We start from the raw sequence: 18351 nt of genomic DNA on the forward strand, positions 1-18351 counted from the left end.
ACGGAGCAAGTATGTTAAAAATCACAATGTTTTCGGCCGCAGATTCAGTGAAGGGGCAGGGTGTCGGCAGTGTCTATATGGAACTGGTTCGACTGCTCAAGACCCGTGAATCAGACCAGATTTCACTTCAAATCAATCAGTACGGTCGCAGTGACATTAGCCATTATCATACGGTTAACTTTCCGTTCTACCTGTCGACGTTTATGCCGGGAAGGGGACGGAAGATCGGCTTTGTTCATTTCCTGCCGGAAACCCTTGAAGGCAGCCTTAAGCTACCGAAAATTGCGAAAGCCATTTTTTATCGTTACGTGATTGCTTTTTATAAGCGGATGGACCAGTTAGTAGTGGTCAATCCGTCCTTTATTCCCAAGCTAGAAGCCTATGGGATCAGTAAGGACAAGATCACTTACATTCCGAACTTTGTGAGTGCGGAGATGTTTCATCCTGCATCTGACGATCAAAAAATGACTTTGCGGGAACAGTATCATTACCCTAAGAAGTTTACAATTTTAGGTTCTGGTCAGGTGCAAGTCCGCAAAGGGGTTTTTGACTTTATTGAATTAGCGAAACGGCATCCAGAAATGCAGTTTATCTGGACCGGCGGCTTTTCATTCGGCCGGATCACTGATGGTTACGAAAAATTGAAGCAGGTGGTAGATAATCCACCAGCTAATCTGAGCTTTCCGGGGATCATTGATCGGGATAAATTAGTCGATTACTATAACATGGCCGATTTATTTTTGCTGCCGTCATATAATGAGCTGTTTCCAATGTCTGTCCTAGAAGCGTTCAGTACCCATACGCCAGTTCTGCTACGTGATTTGGATCTCTATCACGCCATTATTAAGGGCGACTATGCGGCTGCTAAAGACGTTGATGAGATGGACCAGATTATTTCTGACCTCAGTTCAGATCCAATGGCGCTGACGGCACTTAAACAAAAGGCAAAACAAGCTGCAGACTATTACTCAGAGGAACGTTTGGCCAAAATTTGGCTGCAATTCTACACTGAACAGGCAAGAAGAGGATAAAGTATGTCGAGACGAAATAAAATTGCATTGTTCCTCATTATCCTATTGGGAGTTTCCATCTTTGGCTATTCTTTACGGGATATCAAATTCAACATTTTAATTCGCGACTTTACGACCATTCATCAAGGCTGGCTGTGGGTGGCGATTATCTGTATGCTGCTTTACTTCTTACTCGAAGGATTAGTGGTTAAGATTTTTGTGGACGCCAGGTTAGGGCACTATTCTTTTAAGAGCGCCCTGCGAATTCCCCTCATTGAACAGTTGTTTAACGGCATCACGCCGTTTTCATCTGGCGGCCAGCCGGCGCAATTGATCGCCATGCTTCAAAGCGGCATTGATGGCGGCCGGGCGAGTTCGATCCTGCTGATGAAGTTTATCGTCTATCAGGCGATGATCGTGATCAACTTTTTAATCGCTTTGATCATCGGTTTTCATTACATGGTCAGTAAGATGAGCTACCTCTCTTTATTTGTGGTGTTCGGGTTTGTGATTCACTTTACGGTGATCATCGGGTTGTTCTTAGTGATGTTTTGGCCGCAGTTCACCAAACGGGCAATGCGTCTGGTGATGATTCCAGTACGCTGGTTTACTAAGGCTGACCGGGTCAATGACTGGATCGTGCGTCTGGATACGAAGATCGATTTATTTTATCAGGAAAGTGTTCAGCTGATCGGTCAATGGAAACTACTGTTAAAAGTGATCGTGATCACCTTCTTCCAGTTAATGTGTTATTACCTGGTGCCTTACTTCATCATGCTCTCACTGGGCTATACCCACGCCAATATCGTCATGATCACCTGCCTGCACGTTTTGATCGTGATGGTGATTTCGATTTTTCCCATTCCTGGTGGGTCTGGCGGTGCCGAATATGCGTTTACGGTCCTGTTTAGCAGCTACATTACCAATTCTAGCAAGCTCGTGCTGGCCATGTTACTCTGGCGGCTGCTGACTTACTACTTGGGAATCTTGGCCGGTATGTTAGCACTGACAGTTAAACCGGATAAGATCAAGCTGAAATCTGAAATTGAAATTAAATGATTGTTAAAAAAGTAGCCTGATCATCAGTCAAACGTTGACTGGTAATCAGGTTGTTTCGTTTCATTTAGGCTGTTTATAAACGTTGAATTACGTGCTTTGAGCGCCTTGCCTGTCGGCTGTCATTCATGTTACAATCTCATAAGCAAACATACGTTTACTTAAATTAAAGAACTGGGGCTAGTATAAAAATGTATCAGTATTTAAATGGTAAGATCGTTGACATTCAACCGGCTTACGTTGTGCTCGACGTGAACGGCGTGGGCTATCTGATTCGGGTGGCCAACCCCTTTCAGTTTGAAGTCGGCGATGACCTCATTAAAATTTACATTCATCAAACCATTAGTGATACGGCTCAAACGCTATATGGGTTCAGTTCATTGAAGGAAAAGCAGCTCTTTGAAAAACTGCTTGCGGTGTCCGGAATCGGTGCTAAGAGCGCGTTAGCCATTTTAGCTAATGGCGATCAGCAGGCCATTGTGGACGCCATCGGCCAAGATAACGTTACTTACTTGACTAAGTTTCCGGGAATTGGTAAAAAGACTGCTCAGCAGATCGTGCTGGATCTCAAAGATAAGTTGGACGATTTTTCAGCTAACAGTCTCTTTGAGCAAAAGAGTTCGGCAGTTTCACCAGCTGATAACGCAGCCCTAGCTGATGCCTTAGAAGCATTAACGGCGTTGGGGTATAAGGACCGGGATATTAAACGGGTTGAGAAAGCCCTGCAAAAAGAACCTGAACAGACGACGGATACTTATTTAAGTATGGCTTTAAAATTATTGACCAAGTAAATTAAGCAAAATGTTTCAAAGGAGGCGAGCAGATGACTGAAGATAATCGCATCGTCGCGGGAGAAAAGCAGGATGACACTGAAACGTCAGTTGAACAATCCCTGCGACCAAGTCGTTTGTCGACTTACATCGGCCAAACGGCGTTAAAACGTGAGCTAAGCGTCTATATTCGCGCGGCTAAAAAGCGCGAAGAAGCGCTGGATCACGTCCTTTTGTACGGGCCTCCTGGCTTAGGAAAGACGACCTTAGCCATGATCATTGCCAGCGAAATGCAGGTGGGTATTAAGACCACCAGCGGTCCCGCCATTGAAAAAACGGGGGACCTAGTGGCGCTGCTCAACGAACTGAATCCCGGCGACGTGTTATTTATCGACGAAATTCACCGGTTGCCAAAAGCGGTTGAGGAAATGCTGTACTCCGCAATGGAAGATTTCTTTATTGATATTGTAGTGGGGCAAGGCCCAACAGCCCATCCAATTCATTTTCCGTTACCGCCGTTTACGCTGATTGGGGCGACGACACGAGCAGGGCTGTTATCCGCACCGTTGCGGGATCGTTTCGGCATCGTTGGCCACATGGCGTATTACAATACAACTGAATTGGAACAGATCGTCAAGCGGTCGGCGAAGATCTTGCATTCACCCATTCAAGAAGAAGGGGCCCACGAAATTGCCCGCCGTTCACGGGGTACGCCCCGAATTGCCAACCGGCTATTAAAACGGATCCGTGATTTCGCTGAAGTTTCGACCCACCATGATTCGATCGACCGCGCCATTGTCCAGCAGGCCTTACAGATGCTGCAGGTGGACGATGAGGGCTTAGATCAGACCGATGTTAAACTGCTGGAGACCATGATCCGCTTTTATGACGGTGGTCCAGTCGGTCTTAATACGTTAGCCGCCAATATTGGTGAAGAAACCGATACCGTGGCGGAAATGTACGAGCCGTTTCTCCTTCAAAAAGGTTTCATCAAACGCACCGCTCGTGGTCGAATGGTAACCCCATTGGCTTATGAGCACCTTGGTATTTCCCCTGATAAAAAGTGAAAGGACCTTCATTATGACACTGACCACAGAAGATTTTGATTACGATTTACCACACGAACTGATTGCCCAGACCCCGATTGAAAAACGGGACGCTTCACGGTTACTGGTTTTAGATCATCAGACCGGTGAGCTGACCGATAAGCATTTCTATGACATTTTGGATTACTTGAATCCTGGCGATGCCGTGGTCATGAACAACTCCCGCGTCATGCCAGCCCGAATTTACGGCATTAAACCGGATACTGGGGGTCACGTGGAAGTTTTGCTGCTGCACAACACCCAGGGTGACGAATGGGAAACGTTGATGAAACCGGCTAAACGGATGCGGGTTGGCTCAACTGTCAGCTTTGGCGACGGGGTCTTAACCGCCACCGTTACCAAAGAATTGGAACATGGCGGTCGGATGATTGAATTTCATTACGACGGCATCTTCATGGAGATCTTGGAAAAGCTTGGTGAAACGCCGTTACCGCCTTATATTAAAGAAAAGCTGGATGATCCAGAACGCTATCAGACGGTTTATGCCAAGACGGTGGGTTCGGCGGCGGCTCCCACGGCTGGCCTGCACTGGACCAAGGAACTGCTGCAAAAGGTTCAGGATAAAGGTGTTAAGCTGGTTTACCTGACCTTGCACGTGGGTCTTGGCACCTTCCGGCCAGTGGATGAAAAAAACATTGAAGACCACAAGATGCATTCGGAGTTTTACCAATTATCAGAGGAGTCCGCTAAAACTTTAAATGAAGTTCGGGCTAACGGTGGCCGAATCATTGCCACTGGAACCACTTCGATTCGTACCTTGGAGACCATTGGTACTAAATTCCACGGTGAGATCAAAGCCGATTCTGGCTGGACGGATATCTTCATTAAGCCCGGTTATCAGTGGCAGGTGGTGAACGCCTTTATCACCAACTTCCATTTGCCTAAATCGACGCTGGTAATGTTGGTGGCAGCCTTTACTGGCCGTGACAACATTTTGAACGCTTATCACCATGCCATTGAAGAACGTTACCGCTTCTTTAGTTTCGGTGACGCCATGTTTATTAAATAGTGATTACTTAACGACCTTTTGCGTAACTGTAATCGCAAGGGGCCGTTGTTAGTTAAATACGGAGGAACAATTTTATGGAACCAGCGATTAAATATCGCCTGATCAAAACGGAAAAAGATACTGGTGCCCGGCTGGGTGAACTGATCACGCCTCACGGGACCTTTCCCACGCCGATGTTTATGCCGGTAGGGACCCAAGCGACAGTCAAGTCACTGGCACCTGAAGAACTAGATGAGATGGGTGCCGGCGTAATTTTAGCCAATACCTACCATCTGTGGCTGCAACCGGGAGAAGACCTGATCAAAGAAGCTGGTGGTCTGCACCAGTTCATGAACTGGCACAAGCCAATTTTGACTGATTCCGGTGGCTTTCAGGTCTTTTCGTTAGCGGAGAACCGCAACATCATGGAAGAAGGGGTTCACTTTAGGAACCCTTCCAATGGCGATCAGCTATTTCTATCACCAGAAAAAGCGATGCAGATCGAAAATGACCTGGGGCCGGACATCATGATGAGTTTAGATGAATGTCCGCCATTCTTTGAGTCCTATGACTACATCAAACACTCCGTTGAACGGACCTCCCGGTGGGCTGAACGGGGCTTAAAAGCCCATGCTAATCCTGACTGGCAAGGGCTATTCGGTATTGTTCAGGGAGCCGGCTATGAGGATCTGCGGCGTCAATCAGCCCATGATCTGGTCAGCATGGATTTCCCGGGTTATTCCATTGGCGGTTTATCCGTTGGTGAATCAAAGGCGGAAATGAACCGGGTGCTTGACTTTACCGCCCCGATGCTGCCGACCAACAAACCCCGTTATCTAATGGGTGTCGGCTCGCCGGATTCATTGATTGACGGTGTCATGCGCGGCATTGATATGTTTGACTGTGTGCTGCCTACCCGAATCGCGCGTCGTGGGACCTGTATGACCAGTCATGGACGCTTGACCGTGAAGAACGCCAAGTATGCCCGTGATTTCACGCCAATCGATGACCAGTGTGATTGCTACACCTGCCGGAACTATACCCGGGCGTACATTCGCCACTTGTTTAAGGCCGATGAAAGTTTTGGCCTACGACTGACCAGTTACCATAATTTATACTTTTTGTTACACCTGATGGGCAAAGTGCGTGAAGCCATCATGAACGATAATTTGGTTGATTTTCGGGCGCAATTCTTTGAAGAATACGGTTATAATCAACCAAATCCGAAAAATTTCTGATATTTGATAGACTGATTGACGAATTTTTGTTAAATTATACAGTAGACAAAGGTGGGTGAAACAATTTGAACGTTTTAGCAGGCGCAAATGCTGGGAGTTATTCCAGCATGCTATTGATTGTGGTCATGATCGTTGCAATGTACTTCTTAATGATCCGGCCACAACGTAAACAGCAAAAGAAGCATCAAGATACGTTGAGCCAATTGAAAAAGGGCGATCACGTCGTTACGATCGGTCGGCTTCATGGTGTGATCGATGAGATCAACAATGAAGCTAAGACAGTTACCCTTGATTGTGATGGCATTTATTTGGTCTTTGACTTGAATGCCATTGGATCAGTGACCCAACGTTCTGCAGCGAGTGAAGTAACTGCTGCAGCATCAACTGAAACAAAACCAGCTGAAGATGACAAAGCTGATACGACTGAAGCAACACCTTCAGACGCAGCAACTGATGATTCTAAAGATGATACCAAAGCTGATAAGTAGCTTTAATCTCCCTTTTGTTGAGGGAGATTTTTTTAGTTATAAAGGGGGCGCCAGTTTGGATAATCCAGTGCACGTTGATGACAGCCGCCACATTCTACACGTTGATATGGACGCCTTTTACGCCTCCATCGAACAGCGCGATACACCCGCCTATAAGCAAAAGCCGTTAGTGATCTCACACGATCCCCGGCAGACTGGTGGCCGCGGGGTGGTGACCACCGCCAATTACGTGGCCCGAAAATTTGGTATTCATTCGGCGATGCCAGCGCAGCAGGCGTTAAAATTATGCCCCAAAGCAGTTTTTGTTACCCCTGATTTTCAGCACTACCGCGCAATTTCAGATCATATTCACCGGATCTTTCACGAATACACGGACATTATTGAAACCGTTGCGTTTGATGAAGCTTACCTGGATGTGACTACCAATAAATTGAGACTGGCCGATCCCGTTGAGTTAGCGGTCCGCCTACAAGCCGAAATTTGGGATCAGACCCATTTAACCAGTTCGATTGGGATCTCGTACAGTAAGTTTCTCGCTAAAGAAGCCTCGGACTATCGTAAACCGGTGGGCATCACGATCATTCACGCAGCAGACGCCCACGATTTTTTGATGCAATTACCCATCGAACGTTTTCGGGGCGTGGGGAAGAAGACGGTGCCGAAGATGCATGATCTAAACATTCAAACCGGGCAGGACCTCTTGGCCTGGGACGAATTGGATCTGATCAAGCAATTTGGACGATTCGGTGAAATCTTGTACCAGCGGGTGCGTGGTGCGGATGACCGGCCAGTAGAATACCAGCGGGAGCGGAAGTCAATCGGCAATGAAACCACCTACTGGCCGTTTTTGACCACGGATAGTGAGATCGACGCTCAGTTGGATAAGTTAGCTGAGATGCTGGCTAAAACGGTTAAAAAACAGCAGATGCATGGGCGCACACTGGTCCTTAAAGTGCGTTACGGTGATTTTAAGACCAAAACTAAGCGGACGACCCAGGCCGACTTTTTGGAAAATGATCCCAAGCTCTATGCGCAGATGGCTAAAGAGATCATGAACAGTCTGCCGAATAGTCCAGAGGGGGTGCGTCTGCTGGGCATTACTCTTACTGGGTTGGCGCCAATCAGTTTTGAAAACATTGCGCTAGATCTGTTTGAACACGAAGAACACAAAAAGTACTCTGATGATAACTAGCTAACCGGCTGATTAGTTTAACGGCAGAGCAACAATTCTTTCACCATCTGTTATGGCTTCTTGCTTTCAAGGGCGAGACAACTTATACTGTAGAAACGACTAAGCGAGTTGAAAGGTGATACACAGTAATGACATTAAAAGAAACACAGACTGAAATTTTAAACGCAATTAAACAACATCAAACCATTATTATTCACAGGCATCAACGGCCTGATCCGGATGCCATCGGTTCGCAAATGGGGCTGGCGGAGATCTTAAAAGCCAGTTTTCCCAGCAAAAAGATCTATTCGGTGGGGAAGCAGTATCCAGGCTTCGATTGGTTAGGCAAGACGGACACGATTGACGATGACGTCTACAAAGACGCTTTAGTCCTGGTCTTAGATACGGCTAACCAGCCACGAATCGATGATGACCGCTACAGCAAGGGTAATCAGCTGATCAAGATCGATCATCATCCAAATGATGATCAGTTCGGTGATCCGATGTGGGTTTCCCCAGAAGCTTCCAGTACTTCCGAATTGGTATTTGATTTTTATATGGCAATGAAGCCGGAACTGACCTGCACTGCTGAAGCGGCCAGATTATTGTATGCCGGAATTGTCGGCGATACTGGCCGGTTTATGTATCCTTCCACTTCGACCCATACCATGAAGGTGGCTGGTGAATTGATGCAGTTTGATTTTTCTGCCAGTGACGTGAATCAAAAAGAAGACGAAATTTCGATTCCACTAGCCCGATTGTCGGCTTACGTTTACGAAAACCTGACGATTCTGCCTAGTGGTGCAGCTTACATTAAGCTCAGTGACGAAGTCTTGGAACCCTTCAAGCTTGGTGACGAATCCACGAGTTCAGTGGTACCGTTACCTGGACGCATCAAGGAAGTTAAGTCTTGGGCTATTTTCGTGGAGTCCAAAGACCACACTTTCCGGATTCGGTTACGGTCTAAGGGTCCCGCAATTAACGAATTAGCTAAGCGGCACGGCGGTGGCGGACACGCCTTGGCCAGCGGTGCCGTGGCTCACGATGATGACGAAATTAAACAAGTCATCAAAGAACTAGACGCACTATTGTCAAAACAAGGAGAATAACATGAGTCAAACCTTTAAAGAGTTCGGTTTACAGTCCTATTTAACTGAGGCGGTAGACGAACTTGGCTTTACAGCACCAACCGCGATTCAAGAAAAACTGATCCCCGTTATCCGTTCAGGGAAAAGCGTCGTTGGTCAGTCAGAGACTGGGAGTGGGAAGACCCACGCCTTTTTACTGCCAATTTTTGATGCTTTAGATTCTGAAACCCACGAAGTTCAGGCCGTGATCACGACTCCTAGCCGGGAACTGGCTTACCAAATTTATGGGGATGCTAAGCAGCTGGCTAAGCACAGCCCGAAGCCGTTAAAAATCGGTAACTACGTCGGTGGCACGGATAAGAAGCGCCAGATTGAAAAGTTAGAGCGTGAACAGCCTGAACTGGTCATTGGGACCCCTGGGCGAATCCGTGATCTCATTAAAAATGGTGCTCTAGACGTGCATACTGCGACCCAATTTGTGGTGGATGAAGCGGATATGACGCTGGATCTCGGTTTCTTAGCTGATGTTGACCAGATTGCGGCCCGGATGCCGGAACACCTGCAAATGATGGTCTTTTCGGCCACCATTCCGGCTAAATTACGGCCCTTTTTACGCAAATACATGGAAAATCCGGTCGTCGAGGAGATTCCAGTTAAGTCAGTGATCAGTCCAACCATTGATAACTGGTTGCTAGCAACCAAGGGTCACTCCAAAAACGAACTGATCTATCAGCTCCTAACCATGGGCGAACCGTACTTGGCATTGGTTTTTGCTAACACGAAGCAACGGGTCGTTGAAATTGCTGATTATCTAAAAGCACAGGGGTTAAAGGTCGCTGTGATCCATGGCGATTTGCCTGCCCGAGAACGGAAACGGGTCATGCGTGAAATTCATAACTTGGATTTCCAATTTGTGGTGGCAACTGATTTAGCTGCTCGTGGGATCGATATCGATGGCGTTTCTCACGTCATCAATGACGGCATTCCAGACGACCTCGATTACTTTATTCACCGGGTTGGCCGGACTGGCCGTAAAGGTCTGCCGGGAACGGCGATCACTTTCTATACACCAGAGGAAGAAGAAAAGGTCTCCGCGCTTGAAGATATGGGCATCGTGTTTAAGCCCAAGCAGATCAAGAACGGTGAAGTGGTCGATTCCTTTGACCGTAATCGTCGGAAGAAGCGTGGCCCGCGGGCACCGAAAATTTCTGGGGCCATGGCTGGCAGAATTCAAAAGGAAAAGCGGACGGTCAAGCCTGGATACAAGAAGAAGATCAAGAAGGCGATCAATAAGGAACAGTGGTTTGAAAGTCGGATTCAGCAACGTCAAAATCACCGTAAAGCCCGGAAAAATAAAAAGGCGTCTTCCCAACGCTACAAATAAGGTGCTGGTTGCTTGATCTGGATAGCAAAGTAACTTGCACGACATTTGCAAAAAATGTATACTAATATGCGTATTAATTGCAAGGATATGCTTAGCGGCCGGTTTTTTCAGAAACGTTTTGGCTGATGCGAAAAACGATTCCCAGGCTAAGTGCTCCCTTACGAAGAATTGAATAACCGTTGCTCAGCGCATTGAGCCTTAAGTGGTAAACGATCAAACATCGTTGCAAGTAAAGTGGTACCGCGTCTTAGACGTCTTTACTAGCAGCGGTGTTTTATTATTTTTAATAAGGAGAAAAAGAGAATGAAAGATTTAAGCAGCAGTGAAATTCGGCAGATGTACCTGGATTTCTTCAAAAGTAAGGGTCACACGATCATGCCTAGCGCGTCATTAGTACCCGTGGATGACCCAACATTGTTATGGATCAACTCTGGTGTTGCTACCATGAAGAACTATTTTAACGGCTCGGTTGTGCCTAAGAACCCCCGGATGACCAGTTCACAAAAGAGTATTCGGACCAATGATATTGAAAACGTTGGCCGGACAGCGCGTCACCATACGTTATTTGAAATGCTGGGGAACTTTTCCGTTGGGGATTACTTCAAAAACGAAGCCATTGCTTGGGCTTGGGAGTTGCTCACGTCAGACAAGTGGTTCGGCTGGGATCCGGAAAAACTGTACATCACCGTTTATCCCGATGATGACGCTGCTAAAAAGCGCTGGGAAGAAGTCGGTGTTATACCCGACCACATCGTTGAAGCAGACGATAACTTCTGGGATATTGGTGAGGGTCCTTCTGGTCCTGATAGTGAAATCTTCTATGATCGTGGTCAGTCCTTCAATAATTTGGCGGAAGACGATCCTGAAAGCTATCCTGGTGGCGAAAACGAACGTTACCTGGAAATCTGGAACATCGTATTCTCACAGTTTAACCACGAACCAGACGGCTCATACAAGCCACTGCCACGGAAAAACATTGATACTGGAATGGGCCTTGAACGGGTCGTTTCAGTGTTCCAAAACGCTAAAACTAACTTTGAAACCGACCTCTTCTTACCCATGATCCACGCAACTGAATCTTATAGCGATGGTAAAAAGTACGGTCAAGATCCTAAATTAGACGTTTCCTTCAAAGTGATTGCTGATCATTCACGGGCGATTACGTTTGCTATTGGTGATGGCGCACTGCCATCTAACGAAGGTCGCGGGTACGTTATTCGCCGTTTGATCCGCCGAGCTGTGGTCAACGGTCAAAAATTAGGCATCAAGGGGGCTTTCCTGTACAAACTCGTTCCAGTTGTCGGTGAAGTCATGAAGGCTTACTACCCAGAAGTGCTGCAAAACAGCGACTATATCGCTCAAGTTGTGAAGTCAGAAGAAGACCGGTTCAACGTGACGTTAGCTGATGGTTTAAACTTACTGAATAACTTGATTGCGGATACTAAGAAGAAGGGCGAGTCCGAAATTAACGGTGCGGATGCCTTCAAGCTGTACGACACTTACGGTTTCCCAGTTGAGTTGACCCGTGAATATACCTTTGACGAACATATCACGGTTGATGAAGACGGTTTTAAAGCCGAAATGAAGAAACAACGTGACCGTGCTCGTAAGGCTCGGAATTCGGATAACTCCATGGGTGTTCAGACTGACGTGCTGATTGGTGTGAAGTCACCAAGTGAATACGTTGGTTACACGCAGCTTGAAGTCAATGATGCCAAGATCACCGATATCGTGGCCGATGGTAAGCTGACCGACGCAACTGAAGGTGAACTGGCCCAAGTTATCTTTGACAAGACGCCATTCTATGCTGAAATGGGTGGCCAAGTGGCTGATAAGGGTGATGTTCTGGATGAAAACGGCAATTTGATTGCCACCGTTGAAGACGTGCAGCACGCACCAAACGGTCAGAACCTGCATACCTTAAAGCTGCATCATGGGATTAAAGTTGGCGATCAAGTAACCTTAAAAGTCGATGCGCACTTCCACAGTAAGGTCAAGAAGAACCATACGGCGACCCACTTACTGGATCAAGCCTTGCGAAACGTCTTTGGTGAGCATACCCAGCAAGCCGGTTCACTGGTTGAACCAAACTATCTGCGGTTTGACTTTACCCACTTTGGTCAAGTTACCGACGAAGATCTAGCCAAGGTTGAAGCCATCGTCAACGAAAAGATCTTTGAAGAAATTCCGGTCACGACTAAGGTGACCGATCAAGCAACCGGTAAGAAGATGGGTGCCATTGCACTGTTCAGCGACAAGTACGGCGACAAAGTCCGGGTCGTCTCAGTTGGGGACTTCTCCATTGAATTTTGCGGTGGGACTCACGTCAAGAACACCAACGAATTAGGCCTGTTTAAGATCACCTCTGAAACGGGTATTGGTGCCGGCACTCGTCGGATCGAAGCGGTCACCGCTGGAGATGCTTACGAGTACCTCGAAAAGCATGATCAGGTTTTGACTAACGCTGCTGCTACGCTGAAGTCACAGCAAGTTGAAGAAGTTCCGGATAAGATCCAGCAATTACAAGAACAGATCAAGACGTTATCGAACAAAGCAGAGAGCCTTGAAGCCAAATTGGCTAGTCAACAAGCTGGTGCCATTTTTGATAACGTGCAAGACGTTAATGGCAAACAATTGATCACCGGTGTCGTTCAGGTTTCTTCCATGGATCAACTGCGTCAATTAGCGGATACTTGGCGGCAAAAGCAATTATCAGATGTGCTAGTCTTAGGTGCCCAAGTTGGCGAAAAAGCGAACTTGATCGTGGCTGTTAATGACGATACCATTAAGGCCGGCGTTAAAGCTGGTGACCTGATCAAAGCCATTTCACCAAAAATTAATGGTGGCGGCGGCGGTCGGCCTAATCTGGCACAGGCCGGCGGTAAGAACCCGGCTGGTTTGCAGGATGCCATGGCCGAAGCTGCAAAATGGCTGTCAAATTTAAACTAACGTGTTAAACTTTAAATATTAGGTTGAAAAAGCGTTTAAATTGCGGCTTATATATTTCATTCCAGTTACAACGCTCCACAACCATTGTCGTTCTTGACTATATTCGGTAGAATAAGAACAAATAGCATTGGTGGAGGTGTGATCATGAGTACGTTAGATAAAACCATGTATTTTGATTTCGGTGATAAGAAGCCGAAGGATGTTCATGAGACATTGGTGACTGTGTACCAAGCGTTAGAGGAAAAGGGTTATAATCCCATTAATCAGATCGTAGGTTACCTGCTATCTGGTGATCCGGCTTATATTCCCCGTATCAATGACGCCCGGAACTTGATTCGTAAGCATGAACGCGACGAAATCATTGAGGAACTGGTTCGCTTCTACCTAAATGAGAATGGGACGACGACTAAGTGATAAGAATAATGGGATTAGATGTAGGTTCAAGAACTGTCGGAGTTGCGGTGAGTGATATGCTCGGGTGGACTGCGCAGGGTGTTGAGATCATTCGCATTAATGAAGATGAAAAAGAGTTCGGCATTGATCGGGTGAAGGAATTGGTCAAGCAGTACGAAGTGACCGGTTTCGTCTTAGGCTTACCGAAGAACATGAATAATACACTGGGTCCCAGAGCCCAGGCTTCTCAAGATTACGGCGATTTATTGAAGCAAACTTTTGATTTACCAGTGGATTTTGAGGATGAACGGTTAACCACCGTCGAAGCTGATCGGATGCTCGTTGAAGAAGCGGATGTTTCGCGTAAAAAACGCAAAAAAGTGATCGATAAACTAGCAGCCAGCTTGATTCTTCAGAACTACTTGGATCGCAAAGGCCCTTTGACCAAAGAAAAGTGAGGCACACAAACATGAGTGAAAACAACGAACAACAAATTACCATTGTCGATGAAAATGGCAAGGAAGAATTATACGATGTCCTGTTTACCTTTAAGTCACCGGACTACAACAAGTCATACATTTTACTTTATCCAGCTGGTAAGGCTGATGATGAAGAAGTTGATATCCAAGCTTATCAACTGGCAGATGGTGACGATCCAGCTGATCCACAAGGCGGCGACCTGTTACCGATCGAAAATGACGATGAATGGGATATGGTCGAATCAATGCTGAATACCTTCTTGAACGGTGGCGGTACTGATGCCTCTGACCAAGACTGGGGCGTACCGGATCCCAAATAAATGAGCATTACTGAGTAGGTGTTTAGACCTTGTGTCTAACACAAAACTCATTCATTTAGCCGCTGGTCCGTATGGGTCAGCGGCTAAATGAGTCTAATAGATACTCTGGAGGTGAACGATTTGGATAACACGAAGAAGAAACCGCAACCGGCTCGCAGACGCTTTAAAGCGGTCATTGATGGTCAGAGCTATACGATCGTCGGTAACCAAACGGAGGCGCATATGCGGGCGGTGACAGAGTTGATGAATCAGCAACTTGCTCAGTTAAAAAAATTGGCACCAGACATGAGTAAGGAAGAAGCTTCGATATTATTGGCTTTTAATGCCATTTCAGATCAGTTAGAAAAAACTGAGGCCTATGATCAGCTTAAAAAGCAAGATCAAGACGATGAGGCTAAGTAGGGCCGTGATGTCTCTGTCTTGAAATCGTCAGGTTTTACAACAGCATTTGAGTTACGGGAGTTAGAGATGAATAACAAAATTTATAAAACCATGGCGTATGACCAAATTAAACAGCAGCTGCGACAGTACCTTGTCTCTGCTGCGGGTGACGCCGAGTTAAAGCAATTAGAGCCCAGCAATGACCTTGACTGGGTTCAAGAACAAATTGATGAAACTAAAGACGGTGCGGATATTTACCGGTTGGAAAGCGGCATTCCGATTCCTAAGTTGGCGGATGTTGGCCCACACTTAAAACGGCTTGAAATTGACGGTACATTGAACGGGACGGAACTGGCCCAAATTAGCCAGATCTTAAAAACCGTCCAAGCCGTCGTCAATTTTTTTGATGATCTGAAGCAGCGCCCCGTAGATCTGCGTCGTTTATATGACGTGGTCGGACACCTCGTTCATTTGCCTGAGATCAGTAAACGGTTAAGCGTGTCACTGGAAGATGATGGCCGGCTAACGGATGAAGCGTCACCTGAACTGCGGCGGATTCGGCGGCAGATCAATAATTTTGAAGGGGCTATTCGTAGCCAGATGGCGGGTTTTACCCGTGGCAAGAATGCCAAGTACCTCAGCGATAACTTGGTGACGATTCGTGACGACCGGTACGTGTTACCCGTTAAAGCGGAATATAAGCAACGGTTTGGCGGCATCGTGCACGATCAAAGTGCCAGTGGCCAGACCCTGTTTATCGAACCGGAATCAGTCGTGGGTAAAAATAATCAGCTCCGGGAATCTCAAATTGCGGAACGTCAAGAAGAACGGCGAATCTTATTGGATCTGTCAAACGCCTTGCGTCCTTATCAAGCGGAGATTCACGCTAACGCAACTATTTTGGGGCATCTAGACTTTATTAATGCTAAGGCCCGCTACGCGCATGCGTTAAAGGCCACTGAACCGATTTTGTCCACTGACAACCAGATTGCGCTCCGCCAGGCACGGCACCCCTTGATCGACCCGAAGAAGGTCGTGGCTAACGATATTGCGCTGGGTAAAGACTACAAAGCGATTATCGTGACTGGTCCCAACACCGGTGGTAAAACGATTACCTTAAAAACGGTCGGGATTACCCAATTAATGGCCCAGTCCGGGTTATTTATTGCGGCTAATGAGCATTCTCAAGTGGGGCTATTTGATGAAGTGTTCGCCGACATTGGTGATGAACAGTCGATTGAGCAAAATCTGAGTACGTTCTCGTCGCACATTGAAAACATTGTGTCGATTTTAAAGGCGGCCAGTGATCACAGTTTGATTCTGGTGGATGAATTGGGCGCTGGTACTGACCCGCAAGAAGGGGCAGCACTAGCCATGGCAATCTTAGATGAGATCGGTGCAATGGGCAGTGAAGTCATTGCCACGACCCACTATCCGGAGCTTAAAGCTTACGGGTATAATCGACCAGAAACGATCAACGCCAGCATGGAGTTTGATAACGCGACCTTGAAGCCAACGTACCGGTTAATGATTGGTATTCCTGGTCGTAGTAACGCACTGGAGATTGCTACGCGGCTGGGTCTTAAATCATCGATCATTGACGAAGCGCGGGGATTGACGGATCAAGATAGTCAAGACCTGAATAACATGATTGCCGATTTAACGGCGCAAAAGCGACAGGCGGACCTCGATGCTGAGGAGACTGCCAAGAAACTGGCAGAAACCGAACAGCTGCAAAAGGATCTGCAGGCTAAATTTGACGGTTATTTGAAACAAAAAGACCAGTTGATGGAACAGGCCAAAGATGACGCCAATCAGTTGGTTGAAAAAACCAGGCTGCGGGCGGATAAAATCATCAAAGATATTCGTAAGAAGCAGCTTAAGGCTGGTAAGACTGTGATCAAAGAAGACCAGCTGATCGATGCTAAGGGGCAAATTAATGCCCTGCAGCAAGATCAAAAGCTGAAGAAGAACCGCGTCTTAAACCGTGAAAAGAAGCGTCATAACTTTAAGCAGGGTGACGAAGTCGTGGTCCGGTCTTACGGTCAGCGCGGAGTGATCATGGATAAGCTGGATGCCCATCATTTTGAAGTTCAAATGGGGATCTTGAAGATGAAAATTGAGGATACCGATCTCGAACGGGCAGCGCCTGAAAAAGAAGCGCCAAGACCACGGGCAACGGTTCAACGCACTCGTTCCAACGGGGTCTCACCGACGTTAGACTTACGTGGTCACCGCTATGAAGAAGCCATGGCTGAAGTTGACCGTTTCATTGATTCGGCGCTTTTGGCCGGTTATCCCTCGGTTACGATCATTCATGGTAAGGGGACGGGTGCCCTGCGTAAAGGGGTTACCGAGTACCTGCAGTCTAATCCACGAATCAAATCGTTTGGCTTTTCACCAGCGAATGCGGGTGGCGATGGCTCAACCATTGCTAAACTGTAGGTTGCTAAATACTTGTTCTTTTGAAAAAATCTGATACACTTACTAAAGGTAAACAAATAAAGGAGGGATTGTTTTATGGCTGTTGTAGAAACGACAGATAAAACTTTTGAAAACGATACGTCGAAGGGCGTGACATTAACTGATTTTTGGGCAACTTGGTGCGGTCCTTGCCGTATGCAATCACCAGTAGTTGAACAATTATCCGGTGAAATGGACGGTCAGGTCACTTTCAACAAGATGGATGTTGACGCTAACCCGAACACACCGCAAAAATTCGGTATCATGAGTATTCCAACCCTCCTCGTTAAAAAGGACGGTCAAGTTGTGGATACGGTTGTTGGTTATCACACCAAGGACCAGTTAAAGCAGTTACTGTCTCAATACGTTGAGGCTTAGAGCTACCAGAAAGTTAACTAAAAAGGGTCTCATTATCAGCGGGAAAAGCTGATAATGAGACCCTTTTTTATTATTTAGTGTCGTTATTTAAAGCCAAGTTGGCTTAATCGATGATGGTCATCGGATCCAACTCTTGTGGATCAGAGACGCTATCTTTAGGATCCAAATGAACAATGAGCAAGATCCCCTCAGCGTGCTTGGGTTTCTCGCCCATTTCGGCTTCGGCCACGATGCCTACCATTTGCTGGGCAGTCTGGGCTAAAAAGCCGGCTTCCAGTGAAAAAGTTGCGTCTGGCTGCAGCGCTACCCGACTAGTCACGGGCTTACCGTTCAGAATAAAGCGCCATTCTTTTGCCGACTGTTTTTGCAGTGTGAGCTCTCCCAAGTCAGTTTGCTGGAAAAAGGTCACTAAATCTGTAATACTGCCTAAAGTGAATCGTCTGGCTAGCTGTTTACCTTCCCAATAAGCAATGTTGCCCGCATCGGCGCCTAACAGGTCGTTTAAAATGACGTCGCGAAAGAAGGCTTTCCCAAAAAGGGGTGCGGTTTCGGGATCTGAAAGATAATGTTTGTAAATCTGATTATTCATGAGATGTTCTCCATTCACTTTTCTATTACATTAAGGTTACAATGGATTGCGCTTAAATTGCAAGATAATTAACGGAACTTAAAAAAAACTGGGATTTCTT

General features: G+C 46.7%; 18 protein-coding genes. 17 read left to right on the top strand and 1 reads right to left on the bottom strand.

Annotated elements, in window-relative coordinates; genetic code table 11:
* Nucleotides 1–11 precede the first annotated feature (11 nt).
* The 17 genes from CES79_RS11090 (at nucleotide 12) to trxA (ending at nucleotide 17662) form a co-directional block, all read left to right on the top strand.
* Nucleotides 12–1031, top strand: coding sequence for a glycosyltransferase family 4 protein (locus CES79_RS11090; RefSeq protein WP_089137229.1), 1020 nt, complete (start codon nucleotides 12–14; stop codon nucleotides 1029–1031).
* Nucleotides 1032–1034: 3 nt separating this feature from the next.
* Complete coding sequence (locus tag CES79_RS11095; RefSeq protein ID WP_054655968.1) at nucleotides 1035–2069, top strand: lysylphosphatidylglycerol synthase transmembrane domain-containing protein; 1035 nt, start codon at nucleotides 1035–1037, stop codon at nucleotides 2067–2069.
* 188 nt (nucleotides 2070–2257) lie between these two features.
* Nucleotides 2258–2857, top strand: a complete 600-nt coding sequence (gene ruvA / locus CES79_RS11100; protein ID WP_054655966.1) for a Holliday junction branch migration protein RuvA — start codon at nucleotides 2258–2260, stop codon at nucleotides 2855–2857.
* A gap of 32 nt (nucleotides 2858–2889) precedes the next feature.
* Entirely contained in the window at nucleotides 2890–3903 is a 1014-nt protein-coding gene (gene ruvB, locus CES79_RS11105; protein ID WP_089137230.1) for a Holliday junction branch migration DNA helicase RuvB, read from the top strand.
* A 13-nt stretch (nucleotides 3904–3916) separates the two neighbouring features.
* Nucleotides 3917–4951, top strand: coding sequence for a tRNA preQ1(34) S-adenosylmethionine ribosyltransferase-isomerase QueA (queA, locus tag CES79_RS11110; RefSeq protein WP_089137231.1), 1035 nt, complete (start codon nucleotides 3917–3919; stop codon nucleotides 4949–4951).
* A gap of 74 nt (nucleotides 4952–5025) precedes the next feature.
* On the top strand, nucleotides 5026–6168 hold the full coding sequence (gene tgt / locus CES79_RS11115) for a tRNA guanosine(34) transglycosylase Tgt (protein WP_089137232.1): 1143 nt from the start codon (nucleotides 5026–5028) through the stop codon (nucleotides 6166–6168).
* Nucleotides 6169–6275: 107 nt separating this feature from the next.
* Nucleotides 6276–6656, top strand: coding sequence for a preprotein translocase subunit YajC (gene yajC, locus CES79_RS11120; RefSeq protein ID WP_054656001.1), 381 nt, complete (start codon nucleotides 6276–6278; stop codon nucleotides 6654–6656).
* Between the two features lie 55 nt (nucleotides 6657–6711).
* Nucleotides 6712–7848 (top strand): DNA polymerase IV, encoded by a 1137-nt coding sequence (dinB, locus tag CES79_RS11125; RefSeq protein ID WP_225362417.1) that lies wholly within the window; start codon nucleotides 6712–6714, stop codon nucleotides 7846–7848.
* A gap of 128 nt (nucleotides 7849–7976) precedes the next feature.
* The gene (locus CES79_RS11130; protein ID WP_054655964.1) at nucleotides 7977–8936 is read left to right on the top strand and encodes a DHH family phosphoesterase; all 960 of its coding nucleotides are present in this window, start codon (nucleotides 7977–7979) and stop codon (nucleotides 8934–8936) included.
* A 1-nt stretch (nucleotide 8937) separates the two neighbouring features.
* Entirely contained in the window at nucleotides 8938–10299 is a 1362-nt protein-coding gene (locus tag CES79_RS11135) for a DEAD/DEAH box helicase (protein ID WP_054655962.1), read from the top strand.
* A 303-nt stretch (nucleotides 10300–10602) separates the two neighbouring features.
* Nucleotides 10603–13248 (top strand): alanine--tRNA ligase, encoded by a 2646-nt coding sequence (alaS, locus tag CES79_RS11140; protein WP_054655960.1) that lies wholly within the window; start codon nucleotides 10603–10605, stop codon nucleotides 13246–13248.
* Between the two features lie 144 nt (nucleotides 13249–13392).
* Nucleotides 13393–13662 (top strand): IreB family regulatory phosphoprotein, encoded by a 270-nt coding sequence (locus CES79_RS11145; RefSeq protein WP_054655958.1) that lies wholly within the window; start codon nucleotides 13393–13395, stop codon nucleotides 13660–13662.
* Nucleotides 13662–14099 carry a Holliday junction resolvase RuvX gene (ruvX, locus tag CES79_RS11150; protein ID WP_089137253.1) on the top strand — a complete coding sequence of 146 codons (438 nt, stop codon included), beginning with the start codon at nucleotides 13662–13664 and terminating at the stop codon, nucleotides 14097–14099. Before CES79_RS11145 ends, ruvX begins: the two co-directional genes overlap by 1 nt.
* An 11-nt stretch (nucleotides 14100–14110) precedes the next feature.
* Nucleotides 14111–14440 (top strand): DUF1292 domain-containing protein, encoded by a 330-nt coding sequence (locus CES79_RS11155; RefSeq protein ID WP_054655956.1) that lies wholly within the window; start codon nucleotides 14111–14113, stop codon nucleotides 14438–14440.
* Nucleotides 14441–14560: 120 nt separating this feature from the next.
* On the top strand, nucleotides 14561–14842 hold the full coding sequence (gene zapA / locus CES79_RS11160) for a cell division protein ZapA (RefSeq protein ID WP_225362419.1): 282 nt from the start codon (nucleotides 14561–14563) through the stop codon (nucleotides 14840–14842).
* A gap of 66 nt (nucleotides 14843–14908) precedes the next feature.
* On the top strand, nucleotides 14909–17266 hold the full coding sequence (locus CES79_RS11165) for an endonuclease MutS2 (RefSeq protein ID WP_054655954.1): 2358 nt from the start codon (nucleotides 14909–14911) through the stop codon (nucleotides 17264–17266).
* A gap of 75 nt (nucleotides 17267–17341) precedes the next feature.
* Entirely contained in the window at nucleotides 17342–17662 is a 321-nt protein-coding gene (gene trxA / locus CES79_RS11170; RefSeq protein ID WP_054655952.1) for a thioredoxin, read from the top strand.
* Between the two features lie 103 nt (nucleotides 17663–17765).
* Here trxA and CES79_RS11175 read toward each other — a convergent pair whose 3' ends face one another.
* Nucleotides 17766–18251 (bottom strand): DUF2507 domain-containing protein, encoded by a 486-nt coding sequence (locus CES79_RS11175; protein WP_054655950.1) that lies wholly within the window; start codon nucleotides 18249–18251, stop codon nucleotides 17766–17768.
* Nucleotides 18252–18351 lie beyond the last annotated feature (100 nt).

The organism is Secundilactobacillus silagei JCM 19001 (assembly GCF_002217945.1).
In the GTDB taxonomy this organism is placed as follows: domain Bacteria; phylum Bacillota; class Bacilli; order Lactobacillales; family Lactobacillaceae; genus Secundilactobacillus; species Secundilactobacillus silagei.